Origin of the sequence: Phycicoccus sp. DTK01, assembly GCF_017312765.1 — a bacterium.
In the GTDB taxonomy this organism is placed as follows: Bacteria; Actinomycetota; Actinomycetes; order Actinomycetales; family Dermatophilaceae; genus Phycicoccus; species Phycicoccus jejuensis.
This window is the reverse complement of record NZ_BOPU01000003.1, coordinates 36,511-55,151: the sequence shown is the minus strand read 5'-3', so window position 1 is coordinate 55,151 and position 18,641 is coordinate 36,511. Positions and strand designations below refer to the sequence as shown.

At 74.3% G+C, this 18,641-nt stretch carries 18 protein-coding genes; 11 read left to right on the top strand and 7 right to left on the bottom strand.

Features of this window, described 5'->3' with window-relative positions; all coding sequences use genetic code 11:
- The first annotated feature begins 53 nt into the window (after positions 1-53).
- Both J3473_RS07785 and J3473_RS07780 read left to right on the top strand, forming a co-directional pair.
- A complete protein-coding gene (locus J3473_RS07785) occupies positions 54-509 on the top strand; it encodes a CoA-binding protein (RefSeq protein ID WP_207022630.1) in 456 nt (151 codons plus the stop codon).
- Positions 510-609: 100 nt separating this feature from the next.
- On the top strand, positions 610-3,906 hold the full coding sequence (locus J3473_RS07780; protein WP_207022629.1) for a CDP-glycerol glycerophosphotransferase family protein: 3,297 nt from the start codon (positions 610-612) through the stop codon (positions 3,904-3,906).
- Positions 3,907-3,943: 37 nt separating this feature from the next.
- Here J3473_RS07780 and purE read toward each other — a convergent pair whose 3' ends face one another.
- Both purE and J3473_RS07770 read right to left on the bottom strand, forming a co-directional pair.
- Positions 3,944-4,459: a 5-(carboxyamino)imidazole ribonucleotide mutase gene (gene purE / locus J3473_RS07775; protein ID WP_207022628.1), complete on the bottom strand. Its 516-nt coding sequence runs from the start codon at positions 4,457-4,459 to the stop codon at positions 3,944-3,946.
- Positions 4,456-5,640, bottom strand: a complete 1,185-nt coding sequence (locus J3473_RS07770) for a 5-(carboxyamino)imidazole ribonucleotide synthase (RefSeq protein WP_207022627.1) — start codon at positions 5,638-5,640, stop codon at positions 4,456-4,458. Before J3473_RS07770 ends, purE begins: the two co-directional genes overlap by 4 nt.
- Positions 5,641-5,680: 40 nt before the next feature.
- Here J3473_RS07770 and J3473_RS07765 point away from each other — a divergent pair, with 40 nt between their 5' ends.
- Positions 5,681-6,157, top strand: coding sequence for a GtrA family protein (locus tag J3473_RS07765; protein ID WP_030527675.1), 477 nt, complete (start codon positions 5,681-5,683; stop codon positions 6,155-6,157).
- A gap of 10 nt (positions 6,158-6,167) precedes the next feature.
- Here the strand turns inward: J3473_RS07765 and J3473_RS07760 are convergent, their stop codons facing one another.
- From J3473_RS07760 to J3473_RS07745, 4 genes are read right to left on the bottom strand one after another with little or no spacing between them, the layout of a single operon-like run.
- The gene (locus tag J3473_RS07760) at positions 6,168-7,151 is read right to left on the bottom strand and encodes a sensor histidine kinase KdpD (RefSeq protein WP_242525766.1); all 984 of its coding nucleotides are present in this window, start codon (positions 7,149-7,151) and stop codon (positions 6,168-6,170) included.
- A gap of 6 nt (positions 7,152-7,157) precedes the next feature.
- Entirely contained in the window at positions 7,158-7,838 is a 681-nt protein-coding gene (locus tag J3473_RS07755) for a response regulator transcription factor (protein ID WP_030527677.1), read from the bottom strand.
- Between the two features lie 14 nt (positions 7,839-7,852).
- Positions 7,853-8,959, bottom strand: a complete 1,107-nt coding sequence (locus J3473_RS07750) for an adenylate/guanylate cyclase domain-containing protein (RefSeq protein ID WP_051750361.1) — start codon at positions 8,957-8,959, stop codon at positions 7,853-7,855.
- A gap of 14 nt (positions 8,960-8,973) precedes the next feature.
- A complete protein-coding gene (locus J3473_RS07745; RefSeq protein ID WP_242525765.1) occupies positions 8,974-9,744 on the bottom strand; it encodes a biotin--[acetyl-CoA-carboxylase] ligase in 771 nt (256 codons plus the stop codon).
- Positions 9,745-9,767: 23 nt separating this feature from the next.
- Between J3473_RS07745 and J3473_RS07740 the strand changes: the two genes are divergently transcribed.
- Both J3473_RS07740 and J3473_RS07735 read left to right on the top strand, forming a co-directional pair.
- The gene (locus J3473_RS07740) at positions 9,768-11,396 is read left to right on the top strand and encodes an acyl-CoA carboxylase subunit beta (RefSeq protein WP_242525764.1); all 1,629 of its coding nucleotides are present in this window, start codon (positions 9,768-9,770) and stop codon (positions 11,394-11,396) included.
- 95 nt (positions 11,397-11,491) lie between these two features.
- Positions 11,492-11,701, top strand: a complete 210-nt coding sequence (locus tag J3473_RS07735; protein WP_242525763.1) for an acyl-CoA carboxylase epsilon subunit — start codon at positions 11,492-11,494, stop codon at positions 11,699-11,701.
- Between the two features lie 97 nt (positions 11,702-11,798).
- Here the strand turns inward: J3473_RS07735 and J3473_RS07730 are convergent, their stop codons facing one another.
- Positions 11,799-12,461: an MOSC domain-containing protein gene (locus J3473_RS07730; protein WP_207022625.1), complete on the bottom strand. Its 663-nt coding sequence runs from the start codon at positions 12,459-12,461 to the stop codon at positions 11,799-11,801.
- A gap of 64 nt (positions 12,462-12,525) precedes the next feature.
- Between J3473_RS07730 and J3473_RS07725 the strand changes: the two genes are divergently transcribed.
- The 6 genes from J3473_RS07725 (at position 12,526) to J3473_RS07700 (ending at position 18,609) form a co-directional block, all read left to right on the top strand.
- Positions 12,526-14,214, top strand: a complete 1,689-nt coding sequence (locus J3473_RS07725; protein ID WP_242525762.1) for a DUF885 domain-containing protein — start codon at positions 12,526-12,528, stop codon at positions 14,212-14,214.
- Between the two features lie 161 nt (positions 14,215-14,375).
- Complete coding sequence (locus J3473_RS07720; protein ID WP_030527685.1) at positions 14,376-14,981, top strand: TetR family transcriptional regulator; 606 nt, start codon at positions 14,376-14,378, stop codon at positions 14,979-14,981.
- Positions 14,982-15,077: 96 nt separating this feature from the next.
- On the top strand, positions 15,078-16,976 hold the full coding sequence (locus J3473_RS07715) for a cation:proton antiporter (protein WP_207022623.1): 1,899 nt from the start codon (positions 15,078-15,080) through the stop codon (positions 16,974-16,976).
- A 30-nt stretch (positions 16,977-17,006) separates the two neighbouring features.
- Complete coding sequence (locus J3473_RS07710) at positions 17,007-17,666, top strand: nucleoside triphosphate pyrophosphatase (RefSeq protein ID WP_207022622.1); 660 nt, start codon at positions 17,007-17,009, stop codon at positions 17,664-17,666.
- Positions 17,667-17,833: 167 nt separating this feature from the next.
- A complete protein-coding gene (locus tag J3473_RS07705; protein ID WP_207022621.1) occupies positions 17,834-18,295 on the top strand; it encodes a hypothetical protein in 462 nt (153 codons plus the stop codon).
- Complete coding sequence (locus J3473_RS07700; RefSeq protein ID WP_030527689.1) at positions 18,292-18,609, top strand: transcriptional regulator; 318 nt, start codon at positions 18,292-18,294, stop codon at positions 18,607-18,609. Before J3473_RS07705 ends, J3473_RS07700 begins: the two co-directional genes overlap by 4 nt.
- The last annotated feature ends 32 nt before the right edge of the window (positions 18,610-18,641 follow it).

Genomic DNA, 18,641 nt, shown 5'->3' with positions numbered 1-18,641 from the left:
GCCCACCCGCGCGGCGCCCCCCACCGGCACCGGCGGCGGAGCATGATGGACGGATGGGCGCACTGAGGCACCAGAACGACCCCGACCTGATCCGCGAGCTGCTCATGGACCCCGGCATCTGGGTGGTCGTCGGACTGTCGGACAACCGGTCCCGTGCCGCGTGGTCGGTGTCCCGCTGGATGAGCGTCGAGCTCGGCACGCCCATCATCCCCGTGCACCCCAAGGCCGAGACGGTCCACGGCGCACAGGGGTACGCGAGCCTCGCCGACATCCCCGACCAGGACCTCAAGGTCGTCGACTGCTTCGTCAACTCCTCGCGGGTCGGCGCGGTCGTCGACCAGGCGATCGAGCACAAGGACCGCCTCCAGCTCGACGCCGTGTGGATGCAGGTCGGGGTGGTCGACGTCGCGGCGGCCGAGCGCGCCCGGCGCGCGGGCCTCGGCGTGGTCATGGACACCTGCCCGAAGATCGAGTGGCCGAAGGTCCGCCGCGACGGCATGCAGCGCTGAGCCCCTCTCCCGGGCACCCCTCGGGCCCCGATATCGTTGACCCAGCGCGCGTGCTCACCGGCGCTCCCCTCTGCTCCGACCCCGAGAGGCCTCCACCGCCGTGCGGATCCTGCGTCCCGCCACCCTCGAGCGGCTCGAGGTCACCCAGACCGACGACAGGCTCGAGGTCCTCGTCGTCGCCCGCCCCGGGGTGCGGCTGCTCGAGGTCGCGGTGGTCGCCCGGACGGGCGAGGTCGCCACGCTGTGGTCGGCGCCCCTCGGCGGCAGCAGCACCGAGCGCGCCCGTGTGCCCCTCGCGCAGGTGGGCGCGTCCGCCGACCCCCGCTTCGAGACGATCGTCCGGGCCCCTCGCCCCGGCACCGACCCGATGGCCATCCTCGACCTCGAGCTCACCCTCGAGGCCGACGAGGGCGACGACGTCGTCCGCCCGGGGCGGGGCACCTACCGCACCCTGCCCGTCCGGCACTCCTCCTTCGCCGCCTCCCGGGCGGTGGAGGTCCCCGGCGGCGTCATCGCCCCGTACCAGCGCCGCGGGGGCAACCTCAGCCTCGCCTACGCCCGCCAGGAGCCCCCGGTATCGGGGTCCGGCCGGGTCGTCCGGGTGCGGGCCTCGCACGAGGGATGGGAGGTCCACGGTGTCGTCGACACCCGCAGCTTTGCCCTCACCTCCGGTGAGCTGACGCTCGTGGCGCGGCGGACGGGCGAGCGCATCCCGCTGCGCACCGAGCTGACGCCCCTCTCGCCGGTGGAGCGGCCGGCCGCGGCCCGGCGCACCCGCTTCGTCGCGCACCTGACGGCCGCGGACGTCGTCGGGCGCCTGGACCGGCCGGAGTTCCTCGACGTCGTGCTGTCGGCCGACGTCGCGCACCACCGCCTCCGCGCCGAGGTCCCCGTCCGCCAGGTGGCCCGGCGGATGCGGCTCTCGATGCCCGCGTCCGTCCTGCGGTCCGGCGACGGCGCCGGCGAGGTCCGCGCCTACCGCACCTTCAAGTCCGGCGCCCTCGCCCTCGAGTTCCGTCCGCTCGACGCCGCGGCCGTCGACCTCGCCCGCTCACCGGCGCGCAACGGTGTCCGCCTGCGCTGGCAGACCCGGCACCGTCCGGTCTGGGTGGTCGGCGAGCGTCCGGACACCGCCCAGGACACCGGGATCGCGCTGTACCGCCACCTGCGCGAGCACCACCCCGAGATCGACGCGCGCTACGTCATCGCCCCCGGGTCCCCCGACCGCGAGGCCCTCGGCGACGACCCGGGAGTGCTGGAGTTCGGCAGCCGCGAGCACGTCGAGGCCACCCTGGCGGCGCGGCGCATCCTCTCCTCGCACCACGGCGACTACCTGCTCGCCACCCGCAGCCCCGCCTTCCAGCGCAACGTGCGGGCCCGCAGGGTCTTCCTCCAGCACGGCGTCATGGGGACCAAGAACATGGTCTCCAACTACGGCTGGAAGGCGCCCGGCTTCAGCGCCGACGCGTTCGTCGTCAGCTCCGAGCGCGAGCGCCGGATGATCGTCGACGACTTCGGCTGGCCCGAGCACCGGGTCGTCGTCACGGGCCTGTCGCGGCACGACCGGCTCTTCGAGGAGCACCCCCCGCCCGAGCGCCGCCTCCTCGTCATGCCGACGTGGCGGGACTGGCTGCGCACCTCCGACGACGTCGTGACGAGCGAGTTCTTCGCGCGGTGGAACGACCTGCTCCACGACCCCGCGTTCGTCGACTTCCTGCGCCGCAACGACCTGCGCGCGGACCTCTACCTCCACGCGAACATGCAGCCGTTCGCGCACCTCTTCGACCTCTCGCACGTCGACGTCGTCCGCCACGGAGAGGTGAGCATCCAGGACCTGCTGCTGCGCTCGACCGCGATGCTCACCGACTACACGAGCGCGGCGATCGACTTCTCGTTCCTCGACCGCCCGGTCGTCTACTACCAGTTCGACCGCACCCGGTTCATCGGCAAGCGCCCCTCGCACTTCGACCTCGACGAGGAGCTGCCCGGCGAGATCGTCGCGACCCGGGCGGAGGTGCTCGAGGAGCTCGACGCCGCCGCCGCACGCGGGTTCGCCATCAGCCCGGCGGCGCGGCGCAAGTCCGACAACCTCATCGCCCACCGCGACGCCGGCGCCCGCGAGCGCATCGTCGAGGCGGCCCGCTCGGCCCCCCGTCGCCGCCTGGACCCGCCGGGCCTGCGCGACCTCGTCGGGTCCGCGGAGCGGCTGTGGAAGCGCTCGAGCCGCCGCGGCAAGGTCGCCGCCGTCCGTCGCCGGGTCGTGCGTCCTGCCGGCCGGGTCGCCTTCACCGTCGCGAGCCGGCTGCCGCGCTCCTCCCTCGTCGTCTTCGAGAGCAACATCGGCAACGACCTCGGTGACAGCCCCGGCGCCATCCACCGCGAGGTGCTGCGCCGCCGCCTGCCGGTGCGGACCGCGTGGAGCCTCGAGCCCGGCGTGCCGGTGCCGGCCGACGTGCCGGTGCTGCGCCGGCAGTCGCTGCGCCACCAGTGGGTCATGGGTCGCGCCCGCGTCTGGGTCAGCAACCAGAACATGCCGGCCCTCGTCCCCCGGCCGCGGGCGACGTCATGGGTGCAGACCTGGCACGGCACGCCGCTCAAGCGGATGCTGCACGACCTCGACGCCGTCGTCGGCCGCGACGCCGGCTACGTCGGGCGCGTCGACCGGATGATCGGCGACTGGAGCGTGCTGCTCTCGCCCGGGCCGTGGGCCACCGAGCGCTTCCGCTCCGCCTTCCGGTACGACGGGCCGGTCATCGAGCAGGGCTACCCGCGCAACGACGTGCTCGTCACCGCGCCGCAGGAGCGCGCCGCCGCGGTGCGCCGCCGCCTCGGCCTCGCCCGGTCCAAGAAGGTCCTCGTCTACGCGCCGACCTTCCGCGACGACCAGCGCTCGGGCAACCGCTTCACCTTCACCGTGCCGGTCGACCTCGACGCGCTGGTGCGCCTCGTCGGCGAGGAGTACGAGGTGCTCGTGCGCCTGCACCCGGTGGTCCGCGGCAAGGTGCGGCTGCCGTGGGGTGTCCACGAGACCGGCGCCGGCTTCGAGATGGACGACCTCCTCGCCGCCGCGGACGTCCTCGTCACCGACTACTCCTCGGTGATGTTCGACTACTCCGTGCTCGGCCGGCCGATGGTCTTCTTCGTCCCGGACCTCGACCACTACCGCGACTCGCTGCGGGGCTTCTACCTCGACTTCGAGCAGGAGGCGCCCGGGCCGCTCGTGCGCACGACCGCCGAGCTCGCCGAGGTGCTGCTCGACGACGCGCGCCTGGCCGGGTACTCCCCGGCGGTCCGCGACTTCCGCGAGCGGTTCGCGCCCCTCGACGACGGCGGCGCCGCGCGGCGCGTCGTCGACGACCTGCAGCGGCGCGGCATCCTCCCGGCCGACCCCGCCTGAGCCGACCTGCCGGGGCCGGCCTCCCGGAGCCGAGGGCTCAGGAGCGGCGGCGCTCCCGCAGGGCCGCGCCCTTGGCGTGCGCCTGGTCGCGCAGCGCGGTGCGGAACTCCCCCATCGCCGCGCGCAGCCGCTGCGCCTCGGCGCCCTCGCCGGACCCGAGGATGCGGGCCGCGAGCAGGCCCGCGTTGCGCGCCCCGCCGACCGACACCGTGGCCACCGGCACGCCGGCGGGCATCTGGACGATCGAGAGCAACGAGTCCATCCCGTCGAGGTACTTCAGGGGCACCGGCACGCCGATGACCGGCAGCGACGTGACCGACGCGAGCATGCCGGGCAGGTGCGCGGCACCCCCGGCCCCGGCGATGACCACGCGCAGCCCGCGCTCCTCGGCCGAGCGGCCGTACTCGAGCATCTCCTCGGGCATCCGGTGCGCGGAGACGACGTCGACCTCGCACTCGACGCCGAGCTCCTCGAGCGCGGCGACGGCGGCCTCCATGACGGGCCAGTCGGAGTCCGAGCCCATGACGACGCCGACGACCGGCTGCGTGCTCATTCGGTGACCACTCCCTGAAGGTAGTCGGCGGCGTGCCCGGCCCGCTCGCGCAGGTCGGCGAGGTCGTCGCCGGAGACGTTGACGTGCCCGATCTTGCGGCCCGGGCGCACGCCCTTGCCGTAGAGGTGGACCTTGGCCTCGGGGTCACGGGCCATGACGTGCCGGTAGGCCGGGTAGAGCTCGGGGTAGTCGCCGCCGAGGACGTTGGCCATGACGGTCCAGGGCGCGCGCGGCCGCGGCGAGCCGAGCGGCAGGTCGAGCACCGCCCGCAGGTGCTGCTCGAACTGCCCCGTCACCGCGCCGTCCATCGACCAGTGGCCGGAGTTGTGCGGCCGCATCGCGAGCTCGTTGACGACGAACCCGGGCTCGCCGTCCGCCCCCTCCAGCTCGAAGAGCTCGACCGCGAGGACACCGGTGACGCCGAGCGCGCCGGCCACCCGCAGCCCCGCCTCGACGGCCCGCGCCGACAGGTCCGCGTCGAGCGCGGGCGCCGGGGCGAGCACCTCGGTGCAGATGCCGTCGGTCTGGACGGTCTCGACGACGGGCCACGCGGCCGCCTGCCCCGAGGGGCTGCGTGCGAGGAGCACGGCGAGCTCGCGGCGGAAGGGCACCTTCTCCTCGAGGAGCAGCCCGGTGCCGGCCTCCTGGGCCCGGGCGAGCCAGTCCTCGAGCTCGGCGGCGGACGACACGACGGCCACGCCCTTGCCGTCGTACCCGCCCCGCGGGGTCTTGGCGACGAACGGCCGGCCGACCTCGTCGGCGAAGGCCTCGACGTCGGCCGCGGTGTCGGCGCGCACCCAGCGGGGGCACGGCACCCCGAGCGCGGTGAGCCGCTCGCGCATCGCGAGCTTGTCCTGGGCGAAGCGCAGGGCGTCGGGCGTCGGGTGCACCGGCACCCCGGTCGCGACGAGCTGCTCGAGGACCTCGGCCGGGACGTGCTCGTGGTCGAAGGTGACGACGTCGCAGGCCTGCGCGAAGGCGAGGACGGCCTCGGCGTCGGTGTGGTGGCCGACCGGCGAGCTGGGCACGACGAGGGCGGCGCTGGCGTCCTCGGCCTCCGCGAGGACGCTCAGCGTGACGCCGAGCTCGGCGGCGGGGCCGGCGCACATCCGCGCCAGCTGCCCTCCCCCGACGATGCCGACGACGGGGAACCCTCCGGGCGCACGACGTGGGGTGGTCACCCGGCCGAGGATACCGACCTGCACTCAGTAGGCTGCACGGGTGACCGCCCAGGACGCCCCCTCGCGAGGCCCCGTCTCCCGCGTCCTCGCCTCGGCGCGGGGCGCGGTCGACGTGCTGTACCGCGAGATGATCAAGTTCGGGGTCGTCGGCGCCGTCGCCTTCGTCATCGACCTCGGCGGCGCGAACCTCCTCTGGCACACGGTGCTCGCCGACAAGATCACGACCGCCAAGATCATCTCCGGGGCGGTGGCCACGCTCGTCGCGTGGATCGGCAACCGGCAGTGGACCTTCCGGCACCGCCGCAGCCGCCCGGTCCACCACGAGGTGATGCTCTTCTTCGGGGTCAACCTCGTCGCGCTCGGCATCTCGGCGCTCGTGCTGGCCCTCTCGCACTACGGGCTCGGGTTCGAGAGCCGCCTGGCCGACAACGTCGCGACGGTCGTCGGCATCGGCCTCGGGACGCTCTTCCGCTTCTGGGCCTACCGGCGGCTCGTCTTCTCGCACGAGCCCCTCTGAGACCTGCCGCTCAGTCGGTGCTGACCGACAGGAAGAGCGCGAAGACCGGCGGCGCGGCGCGGGCCAGCTCCAGCCGGCCCCCGGCGCCCTCGGCGAGGTCGCGCGCGAGCGAGAGCCCCAGCCCGGAGCCGGACGACGACACCGAGCGCTCGAAGATGTGCGGCGCCATCGACGCCGGCACCCCGTCGCCCTGGTCGCTCACCTCGATGACGACCGACGGCCCCGCGCGTCGCGCGTTGACCTCGACCGTCCCGCGCCCGTAGGCGAGGGAGTTCTCGAGCAGCGTCGTGAGGATCTGGCCGAGCGCCACCGGGGTCGCGCGCACGAGGAGGCCGCGCTCGCCGCTCACCTTGATGCTGCGCCGTGCCTGCGCGAAGGCCGGCTGCCACTCGCGCTGGAGCGAGGCGAGGACCGAGTCGAGCGAGACCGACGGGTTGACCTCGGCGCCGTGCCGCGTGCGCGTCATCAGGTCGTCGACGACCTTGCTCAGCCGCTCGACCTGCCCGATGGCGATCGTCGACTCCTCGGCGACGACGGAGAGGTCGTCGGTGAGGTTGATCTCCTCGAGGCGCATGAGGAGCGCAGTGAGCGGCGTGCGCAGCTGGTGCGAGGCGTCGGCCGCGAAGTCGCGCTCCGACGCCAGGCGCCGGGCGCCCTGGGCCGCGCCGCGGATGAGGGCCGCGTCGAGCCGGTCGACCTCGACGATGCCCGAGTGCAGCGGCACCGGCCGGTCACCGGCGTTGAGCCGGTCGACCCGTTGTCGGAGCGTCTCGAGCAGCGTCGAGACGCGCGCGGCACTGCGCTCGGCGAGCCACATCGCCCCGAGGACCGCCACGGCGAGCGCGGCGAGCACGGTGATCCCGGGCGCGACCCAGGACGCGGGGTCGTCGGTCGTCGGCACACCCTCGGCGGCGACCCCCGCGACGGCGGCGACGGCGGCCACGGTCGTGAGCCCGAACGCCTGGAGGACGACGGTCAGCGCGATGCGGCGCACGCGGCGTCAGTCCTCCGGGGAGTCGAACCGGAAGCCGAGGCCGCGGATCGTCGTGATGTAGCGCGGGCTCGCGGCATCGTCGCCGAGCTTCCGGCGCAGCACGGAGATGTGCATGTCGAGCGTCTTCGTCGACCCGTACCAGGCGCTGTCCCAGACGTCGCGCATCAGCTTCTCGCGGGAGACGACCTTGCCCTCGTTCGCGACGAGCACGCGCAGCAGCTCGAACTCCTTGCCGGTCAGCTGCACCTCCTCGCCGCGCAGGAACACCCGGCGGCCGTCGGGGTCGATGTCGATCAGCTGCTCGCCCTCGTCCTCGGCGGCCTCGACGACGCCGCGGCGCAGCAGCGCCCGGGCCCGCGCGAGCAGCTCGGCGAGCCGGAAGGGCTTGGTCACGTAGTCGTCGGCGCCGGCGTCGAGCCCGACGACGGTGTCGACCTCGTCGGCGCGGGCGGTGAGGATGAGGACGGGGACGCCGCTGCCCTCCTGCCGCAGGCGGCGGCAGACCTCGAGGCCGTCCATCTTCGGCAGGCCGAGGTCGAGCACGACGAGGTCGGGCTGGCGCAGGGCCGCCGCGAGGGCGGACTCACCGTCGGAGCACACCTCGACGTCGTAGCCCTCGCGCCGCAGGGCGCGGGCGAGCGGGTCGGAGATGGCCGGGTCGTCCTCGGCGAGCAACACCTTCGTCATGGGGGCGATCGTAGTCACGCAGAGCCGTTCGGCACGGCAGGGCGGCGACCTCCGGGCGAGCGCTGGAGCTCGTGGAGGGTCACGACGCCGATGCCGCGCAGCATCCGGCGGCGGCGTTCGACCGCCGTGAAGCCGGACACCGAGCCCAGCGCACGGGCCATGTCCTCGTCGACGAAGACGGTGCCCGACGGCGTGACGGCGGTGATCCGGCTGGCCTTGTTGACCGTCACCCCGAAGACGTCCCCGAGCCGCGAGACGACCCGGCCGTGCGCCATCCCGACGCGCACCGGGGGCAGCAGCTCGTCCCCGGCCATCGCGTCGACGAGGTCGAGGGCGATCGCGGACGCCGCGGCGATGTCGGTGTGGACGAAGAGGACCTCGTCACCCACCGTCTTGATGACGCGGCCACCGTGCTCGGCGACGACGTCGCTCGCGAGCAGCTCGAAGTGCTGGACGAGCCGGGCGAGCTGGCGCTCGCTCATCCGGCGCACGAAGGACGTGAACGACACGAGGTCGGCGAACCCCACGGCGCGCACGGGCGCCGACGGGTCGGAGCGGACGGCGGGGTCGGCGTCCGCGAGCATGCGCTGGATCGCGTTCGTCAGGTGCCGGCGCCACACGTAGACGAGCAGCGGCTCGATGTCGTCGATGGTGCGCGAGAGCAGGTTCGCCGCGTCGGCGGCGATGCGGGGCTCGGGCACCGAGCGGGTGTCCTTGCCCTCGAGCTGGTCCGAGACCTCCGGCGTCAGCGACTCGGCGACGAGCTGGGTCTGCCAGACCGCGAGCCGGTCGGCCGTCCGGGCGAAGGCCCGGGTCATCCCGAGCGCGAGCTCCTCGCTCACCGCACCGCGCTGGACGAGGTCGGTGACGCGGCGCAGGGCGGCCCGGTCGGCCTCGGTGAACATCGCCTCGTCGTCCTCGACGAGCTGGAAGCCCATCGCGTGCCAGAAGCGGCGCGCCTCGGTGGGGTCGACGCCCGCGGCCGCGCTCACCTCGGCGCGGGCCATCGACGCCGAGCGACCGAGCAGCGAGCGCTCGACCCGCTCGGCGAGGTCGTCGGCGGCCGGCTCCGGCGGCGGGACGGGGAGGACGGTCTCCTCCCCCGGTGGCTCCTGCGTCATCCCACCTCCCTCGCTCAGCGCGACCGGACGTGGACGACGTCGCCGGCGGAGACGCTCGTCGTCCCGCCCTCGGTGCGCACGGCCAGTCTGCCCTCCGCGTCCACGCCTGTCGCCCTGCCCCGCCGGACGCTGCCGTCCGGCTGGTGGACCTCGACGTCGCGCCCGACCGTGCCGCACGCGTCGCGGTAGGCGGCGACCGACGGGCCCGCCGGGCCGGTGTCCTCCCGCAGGACCGCGGCGAGGTGGCGCAGGTAGGACGTGAGCAGCGCGGCCCGGTCGACGCCCGGTGCGCCCGCGGCCCGCAGCGACGTGGCGGTGTCGAGCGGCAGCTCCTCGCGCGGCGTGTCGACGTTGACCCCGCAGCCGACGACGACCCCGGCGGGCGGGACCCACTCGCAGAGCAGGCCGGCGAGCTTGCGGTCGCCGTCCCCGGGGACGAGGACGTCGTTGGGCCACTTGAGGCTCGTCGCGACGCCGGCCACCTCCGAGACCGCCCGGTGCAGCGCGAGCCCGGCGAGCAGCGGCACCCACCCGGCGCCGGAGGCCGGCACCGGGACGCAGACCGAGACGGCGAGCGCCGTGCCGGGCGTCGTCGTCCACGCGCGACCGAGCCGGCCGCGCCCCGTCTCCTGCACCTCCGCGACGAGGACGCGCCACGGCCGGGGGTCGGCGCGCACCTCGTCGTTCGTCGACCCGACCCGCTCCCTCACCTCGACCGGCAGCCACGGGTCGCCGGGTGTGACGGACGCCGCGTCCAGCGCCGCGTTCAGGGGGTTCTCGCTCACGGCGCCAAGGCTAGGCTCGGGTCATGTCGAAGAGCGACCACCACTCCATGGGCGGTACCGACGTACCGACCGACATCGACACCACGACCACCGCGGGGAAGCTGGCCGACCTCAAGCGGCGGGTCGCCGAGGTCGCGAACGCGGGGTCCGAGCGCGCGGTCGAGAAGCAGCACGCACGCGGCAAGAAGACCGCCCGCGAGCGCCTCGAGATGCTCCTCGACGAGGGCTCCTTCGTCGAGATGGACAAGTACGCGCGGCACCGGTCGGTCTCCTTCGGGCAGGACAAGAACCGCCCCTACGGCGACGGCGTGGTCACCGGGTACGGCACGGTCGACGGCCGCACCGTCGCGGTGTTCGCGCAGGACTTCACGGTCTTCGGCGGCTCGCTCGGCGAGGTCTTCGGCGAGAAGATCTGCAAGGTCATGGACTTCGCGATGAAGGTCGGCTGCCCGGTGGTCGGGCTCAACGACTCGGGCGGCGCGCGCATCCAGGAGGGTGTCGTGTCGCTCGGCCTGTACGGCGAGATCTTCCGGCGCAACGTGCACGCCTCCGGTGTCGTCCCGCAGATCTCGCTCATCATGGGCCCCTGCGCCGGCGGCGCCGTGTACTCGCCGGCGGTCACCGACTTCACCGTGATGGTCGACCAGACCTCGCACATGTTCATCACCGGCCCGGACGTCATCAAGACCGTCACCGGCGAGGACGTCGGCTTCGAGGAGCTCGGCGGCGCGCGGACGCACAACACGAAGTCCGGTGTGGCGCACTACATGGGCACCGACGAGGACGACGCCGTCGAGTACGTCAAGGCGCTGCTGTCGTACCTGCCCAGCAACAACATGGACGACCCGCCGGTCTTCGGCGAGGAGCTCGACCTCGAGGTCACCGACGACGACCGCTTCCTCGACACGATCGTCCCGGACAGCCCGAACGTCCCCTACGACATGCACCAGGTCATCGAGAAGGTCGTCGACGACGGCGAGTTCCTCGAGGTCTCGCCGCTGTTCGCGCCGAACATCATCACCGGCTTCGGTCGCGTCGAGGGTCGCTCGGTCGGCGTCGTGGCGAACAACCCGATGCAGTTCGCCGGCACGCTCGACATCGACGCCTCCGAGAAGGCCGCCCGCTTCGTGCGCACCTGCGACGCCTTCAACGTCCCCGTGCTGACCTTCGTCGACGTGCCCGGCTTCCTCCCCGGCACCGACCAGGAGTGGGACGGCATCATCCGGCGCGGCGCCAAGCTCATCTACGCGTACGCCGAGGCCACCGTCCCGCTCGTCACGGTCATCACCCGCAAGGCGTACGGCGGTGCCTACGACGTCATGGGCTCCAAGCACCTCGGCGCCGACATCAACCTCGCGTGGCCGACCGCGCAGATCGCCGTCATGGGCGCGCAGGGCGCGGTGAACATCCTCTACCGCAAGGAGCTGGCGAAGGCCGCCGAGAAGGGCGAGTCGGTCGAGGAGGCGCGCGCGGCGTTCATCAAGCAGTACGAGGACGCGCTGGCCAACCCCTACGTCGCCGCCGAGCGCGGGTACGTCGACACCGTCATCACCCCGTCGAACACGCGGATGAACGTCACCAAGGCGCTGCGGGCGCTGCGCACCAAGCGTGAGTCCCTCCCGCCGAAGAAGCACGGGAACATCCCCCTGTGATGGCTTCGCAGGCTCAGCCCTCCCACGGGACCCGCCCTATGACCTCTTCGCAGGCTCAGAGCTCAGGGGGACCCGGCCCTGTGATGGTCGACGACGTGCAGCAGAACGAGCCGCCGGCGATCGTCGTCCACGGCCCCGCGACCCCCGAGGAGGTCGCGGCGGTCGTCGCCGTCCTCGCGGCCGCCGGCGGCGGCGAGGACCCGGCGCCGCCGCAGCGCACCTCGACGTGGGCGGCCCACGACGCCGCCGTCCGCCGGCCCGTCGGCCACGGCCCCGGCGCCTGGCACACGACCTACCGCCGCTGACCGCCCCGCTCGCCCTCCCCTCTCTCCCCGCGAACGTGTGTGAACCCGCCGGTCTCGTCCGGCGGTTTCACACGCGTTCGCGGGAGGCGGGCGAGGCTCAGGGGGTGCGGCGGGCGACCGACCGCTCGAGCTCGGCGTGGTGCTGGGGGTCGAGCACCCGCGCCCCGAGCACCTCGGCCGCGGCCTCCAGGTCGCCGCACAACGCCCGGAACACCCGCGGGACGACGATGCCGTGCTCCGGCCGCTCCACCACCTCGACGACGTCGCCGACCGACACCGTCCCCGGCTCGAGCACCGCGAGGTAGGCCCCGGTCCGCCCGCGCTCGGTGAAGCGCCGCACCCAGCCGCGCTCGCCCATCCACGCCCCGAACGTCGCGCACGGGATGCGCGGTCCGGTCACCTCGAGCAGCGCCGTCCCGACCCGCCAGCGCTCGCCGACGAGCGCCGCGTCGACGTCGAGGCCCTCCGTCGTGAGGTTCTCGCCGAAGAGCCCGTCGCGCAGCCCGCGCCCGAGCTCGGCGCCCCAGTGGTCGAGCTCCTCCCGGGCCACGGCGTAGACCGCCTGCGAGGACCCGCCGTGGTGCTTGCGCGAGACGACGTCGTCCCCGACGACCCCGCTGCCGAGCCCGCCCCTCTTCGGCCCGGGGTCGCGCACCTCGACCGCCACGACCGGCTGCTTGTCGATGGCGCTGGCCCGGCCGCGCGCCCCGACGCCCTCGCGCGGGCCGCCGACGTTGACCGACCGGATGCGTGCTGTCACGGACCCGAGCCTAGGCCGGGAAACCGGGGCGCCGCAGACGCCCTCCTCGGGTAGCGTCCGCCGGGTGAGCGAGCCCACCACCGTCCGCACCCCCACCGCCGTCGACGCCGTCGCCGACGCCCACTTCGACGCCGCCGTCGCCCTCAGCCCGATGGAGGCCACCTACCTCGGCGTCCCCGGCCACGAGCACGAGCTCGACGACCTCTCCCCCGAGGGCTACGCGGCCCACGCGGACCTCGCCCGCGCCACCCTCGCCCGCCTCGACGCCGCGGAGCCGGTCGACGACGTCGACCGCGTCACCGTCGCCGCGATGCGCGAGCGGCTCGGCCTCGCGCTCGAGACCCACGACGCCGGCCTGGACCGGATGCAGCTCGACGTCATCGCCTCCCCGCTGCAGGGCGTCCGCGACGTCCTCGACCTCATGGCGACCGACACCCAGGACGACTGGGCGACGATGGCCGCCCGCGTCGGGCAGATCCCGCGGGCGCTCGAGCAGTACACCGGGACCCTGCGCGAGTCGGCCGACCGCGGGCTCGTCACGCCGCGGCGGCAGGTCGAGGCCTGCATCCGCCAGTGCGAGGACCTCGTCGCCCCCGACGGCTACTTCGCGGGCCTCCTCTCGGGAGCCCGGGCGGGCGACGCGTCGCTCGACGACGCCGTCGCCGCCGACCTGCGCCGGGCCGTGGAGGGCGCGGCCGCCGCCTACCGCCGCGCCGGCGAGGACCTCGCGACGCACCTGCTCGACCGGGCGCCGGAGTCCGACGCCGCCGGCCGCGACCGCTACGCCCTCGCCTCGCGCTCCTTCCTCGGCGCGGCCGTCGACCTCGAGGAGACCTACGCGTGGGGTCAGGAGGAGCTCGCCCGCATCACCGCCGACATGGAGCGCACCGCCGCCCGCATCGTCCCCGGCGGCTCGGTCGACGACGCCGTCGCGCACCTCGACCGCGACGAGGCCTACCGCCTCCACGGCACGGACGCGCTCCAGCGGTGGATGCAGGTGCGCGCCGACGAGGCCATCGAGGCGCTCGCCGGCACCCACTTCGACATCCCGGAGCCGGTGCGCACCATCGAGTGCCGCATCGCCCCGACGCAGACCGGCGGGATCTACTACACCGGCCCGAGCGACGACTTCGCGCGCCCCGGCCGGATGTGGTGGTCGGTGCCCAAGGGCGTCACGGAGTTCGGCACCTGGAAGGAGCTGACGACCGTCTACCACGAGGGTGTCCCGGGGCACCACCTCCAGGTCGCGCAGACGGTGTACCGCCGCGAGCTGCTCAACAAGTGGCGCCGGATGATGTGCTGGGTCAGCGGTCACGGCGAGGGGTGGGCCCTGTACGCCGAGCGGCTCATGGCCGAGCTCGGGTACCTCGAGGACCCCGGCATGTACCTCGGGATGCTCGACGCCCAGTCGCTGCGCGCCGTGCGCGTCGTCATCGACATCGGCGTCCACTGCGGGTTCGAAGCCCCGGCCGAGGTCGGCGGTGGCGCGTGGACCTACGAGAAGGCCTGGACGCTGCTCAGCCGCCACGCCCGCAACGACGAGGCCTCGCTGCGCTTCGAGCTCGACCGCTACCTGGGCTGGCCCGGGCAGGCCCCGAGCTACAAGATCGGCGAGCGGCTCTGGCTCCAGATGCGCGACGAGGTGGCCGCCCGCGAAGGGGACGCATTCTCGCTCAAGGACTTCCACCGCCGGGCGCTCGACGTCGGCTCGGTCGGGCTCGACGTGCTGCGCACCGCCGTCGTCGGGGGCTGAGGCACCCGGACGCACCGGCCGGGAAAACTCGAGGGCCCGAGGGGGTGGACACCGGTGGACCCGCGTCCCCTACGCTGGTGGATCACCGGGGGGTGGGGCCGACGGCCGGGTCGACGCCTCCCCGTCCTGCGACCGTGGGACCCGGACCCGGAGGAGCACCCATGCCGAGATCACGAGGGCGACGCCCGGCGGGCAGCAACACCCGCGAGGACATCCTCGCCGCCGCCACGCACCAGTTCGGTGAGCACGGGTACCCCGGCACGACGCTGCGGGCCATCGCCCGTGAGGCCGACGTCGACACCCGGCTCGTCACGCACTACTTCGGCACCAAGCAGAACCTCTTCGTCGCGGTCGTCGACTTCCCCTTCGACCCCGACCAGCTCGCGGGCGCGGTGATGTCCGAGGGCCCGGAGCGGGCCGGGTACCGCCTCGCGCAGGTGGTCGTCCGGATGTTCGACGACCCCGGCACCCGGCAGTCGATGACCGGCCTCGTGCGCGCCGCGGCCTCGGAGGACGACGCCGCGCTGCTCGTGCGCGACGTCCTGTCCGACCGGATGCTCACCCCGCTCGCGCGCCTGCTCGGCGAGGACGAGCCGGAGCTGCGGGCCTCGCTCATCGGCAGCCAGCTCGTCGGCTACATCTTCTCGCGCTACGTGCTGGCCCTCCCGGGCATCCCCGAGGAGGACCCGGACCGCCTCGCGGCCGCGGTCGGTCCGGTCCTGCAGCACTACCTCACCGGGGCCCTCGAGGACGTCGTCCCCCGCTGACGAGCGGCCGCGCGCCGGCAACCGGCGCGTCCACGGACCGGGCACCGCGGGGTCCGCCCGGCCCCGGGCTCCCCTCCGGCGCCGCAACAGGCGAGAATGCACGCCGTGGAGCCCGCCGCGCTCGTCGTCGCCATCATCCTCGTCGTCATCGTCGTCAGCCGTCTCGCCGCCCCCCTCCGGGTCCCGGCGCCGATCGCGCTGCTCGTCGTCGGCGCCGTGCTCTCGGCCATCCCCCAGGTTCCCGAGATCCGCCTCTCCCCCGAGGTCGCGCTCTTCGGGCTGCTGCCGCCGCTGCTGTACTCGGCCGCGCTGTCGAGCTCGCTCGTCGACATCCGGACCTTCCGCTCGAAGATCCTCAGCCTGTCGGTCGGCCTCGTCCTCTTCACCGCATTCGGGGTCGCGCTCGTCGTCTGGGCGCTCATGCCGGGCGTCTCGTTCGCGCTGGCACTGGCCCTCGGGGCGGTCGTGGCGCCCCCGGACGCCGTCGCGGCCACCGCCGTGGCGCGCCGCATCGGCCTGCCGCGCAAGATCACGACGATCCTCGAGGGCGAGTCGCTGCTCAACGACGCGACCGCGCTCGTCACCCTCCGCACCGCCCTCGCGGCGGCCGGCCTCGCGGCGCACGGCGCCGAGATCACGCAGGTCACCTTCGCGTCGGTCACCCTCGAGCTGCTCGTCGCGGCGGTCGGCGGCGTGGCCGTCGGGGTCGTCGCGTTCGTCGTCATCGGCTGGATGCGCCGCCGGCTCACCGAGGTCGCCGCCGACACGGCGCTGTCGTTCATCGCGCCGTACGTCGCGTACGCCCCGGCGGAGGCCGTCGGCGCGTCGGGCGTCCTCGCCGTCGTCACGGCGGGCCTGCTGCTCGCCTACCGGGCTCCGGTGCTGCAGTCCGCGCCGTCGCGCCTGGCCGAGCGGATCAACTGGGGCAGCGTCACCTTCGTCCTCGAGAACGCGGTCTTCCTGCTCATCGGCCTGCAGGTGTGGACGCTCTTCCAGGACACCCGCACCGGCGAGCTCGGCGCCGGCCGCACCCTGGCCGTCGCCGGCGCCGTCCTGCTGACCGTCCTCGTCCTGCGGCCGCTGTGGCTGTTCGGGCAGTCGGTCGTCCAGGTGCTGCGGGGACGGGCCGACCGCCGACAGATGCTCGGCTGGTCCCTCGTCACCGGCTGGGCCGGGATGCGCGGTGTGGTCACCCTCGCGGCGGCCCTCACGCTGCCCGAGGACACCCCGATGCGCCCCGAGCTCGTGCTCATCGCCCTCGTCGTCACCGTCGGCACGCTCGTCCTCCAGGGCACGACCCTGCCGGCGCTCGCCCGCGCCCTCGACGTCCGCGGCCCCGACCCGCGCGAGGACGCGCTCCAGGAGGCGACCGTGCTCGGCGCGACGACCGGGGCCGGGCTGCGCCACCTCGAGGCCGACCCCGACGTCGACCAGGACGTGCTCGAGGTCATCCGCCAGCAGGCCGCCGACCGGGTCAACCGCAGCTGGGAACGGCTCGGCACGCTCGGCCGGACCGACCGCGAGAGCCCCGCCGAGGCCCGCGCCCGGCTGCGCGCCGAGATGATCCGTGCCGAGCGCGAGGAGCTGCTGCGCATCCGCGGCAACGGCGAGGTCGACCACGCCGTCCTCACGAGCGTGCTCGCGCAGCTCGACGCCGAGGAGACCGCCCTCGTGTGGAGCGCCACCCGGACCGCGGGGGTGCGCGAGTCGGAGCTGCGACCCCCCGACCGCGTGGCCGGCGCGTGCGACCACCTCGCCGACGACAGCGCCCCGCACCCCCCGTCCGACACCGAGGGGTGCCCCGAGTGCCGGGCCGAGGGCCTCACCTGGGTGCACCTGCGCTCGTGCACCGAGTGCGGGCACGTCGGCTGCTGCGACTCCTCCGTCGGGCAGCACGCGAGCCGCCACTTCCACACCTCGGGCCACCCCGTGATGCGCTCGATCGAGCCCGGCGAGGCGTGGCGCTGGTGCTTCGTCGACGAGGTGCTGGGCTGAGGCCCGGCGCCGCCGTCTACCGTGTGCGCCATGCCCGACGTCACCCTCGTCCTCGCCTCCGCCAGCCCCGCCCGCCTCGCGACCCTGCGGTCGGCCGGCGTCGAGCCCGTCGTCCGCGTCTCCGACGTCGACGAGCCCGGTGCGGTCGCCGCGGCCGAGCAGGAGCACGGCACCCTCGCCGCCGAGGACGTCACCCTGCTCCTCGCCCGCGCCAAGGCCGAGGACGTCGTCGCGAGCCTCGAGGAGTCCGGCGAGGACCTCCAGGTCGAGCTCGTCCTCGGTTGCGACTCGATGCTCGAGCTCGACGGAGAGGTCCACGGCAAGCCGGCCGACGCCGCCGAGGCCGTCGAGCGCTGGCGCCGGATGCGCGGGCGCTCCGGGGTCCTGCACACCGGCCACTGGCTCGTCGACCTGCGCGACACGGGTGACGGCGGCACCGGCGGCCAGCTCGGCGGCACGGCGAGCACGACCGTGCACTTCGCCGACCTCTCCGACGCCGAGATCGACGACTACGTCGCGACCGGCGAGCCGCTGCGGGTCGCGGGTGCCTTCACCCTCGACGGCCTCGGCGGGCCGTACGTCGCCGGCATCGAGGGCGACCCCGGCACCGTCGTCGGCGTCTCCCTGCCGCTGCTGCGCGAGCTCGTCGGCGAGCTGGGCCTCGCCTGGCACGACCTGCGCACCCGCTGACCCACCCCTTCCCCCTCGCCCCGTCGCGGGCTACGCCGCAGTACCTGTCGCCGTGGCGACACGTACTGCGGCGTAGTCCGATGTGAGGCGTCTCAGAAAGTACTTGACAGAGTGGAAAGTACTTTCGTAACGTTGGACCCATGCACACGACACGGGAGGGATCCACGATGAACGACATCACGCCCCAGCAGGCCCGCGAGCGGCTCGCCCACGCGGAGGCCGCCACCGGCCGTCGCGACGCCGAGCGCCGCGTCCACGCCTGGGCCACCGCCGGCTTCGGCGCCGTCATGGGCGCCTACCTGTCGCTCTCACGAGCGACCGACGACACCCCGCTCGAGCAGCCCCTGCTCGTCGCCTACGTGCTCGCGGTCGCCGGGCTCGCGACGTGGCAGACCCGCGCCTCGCGGGCCTGGCCACGGCACGCCCGGCGCGCCGGCCGGATCGGGCTCGGGACGACCTTCGGGCTGTTCCTCGTCGCCGTCATCGGGCTCAACATCCGCGAGGCGGAGCAGAAGATGGACGGCCTGGCCCCGTCGGAGAACCCGTGGCTGCTCGCGCTCGCCGGGGTCGTCGTCGCGGCCCCGATGCTCCTCGCGGCGGTGCGCATCCGCCGCGGTGACCCGCGGTGAGCGCCGACGGCACCACCCGGCCCCCGCACGCGCGGCACCGCCTCGACGACGTCCTGCATGCCCCGGTGCGCTTCAGCATCGCCGCCACGCTCGCCGGTGTCGACGAGGCCGAGTTCGCCCTCGTGCGCGACGAGGTGGAGGTGTCGGACTCGGTGCTCTCCAAGCAGGTCTCGGCGCTCGAGCAGGCCGGCTACGTCAAGGTCCGCAAGGGCTACGTCGGCAAGCGGCCGCGGACCTGGCTGTCGCTCACGCGGGCCGGCCGCGACGCGTGGCAGGCCCACCTCGCGGCGCTGCGCGACATCGCCGGCGCCTGAGCACGCCGCCCGACCCCGACGCGAGAACCCGT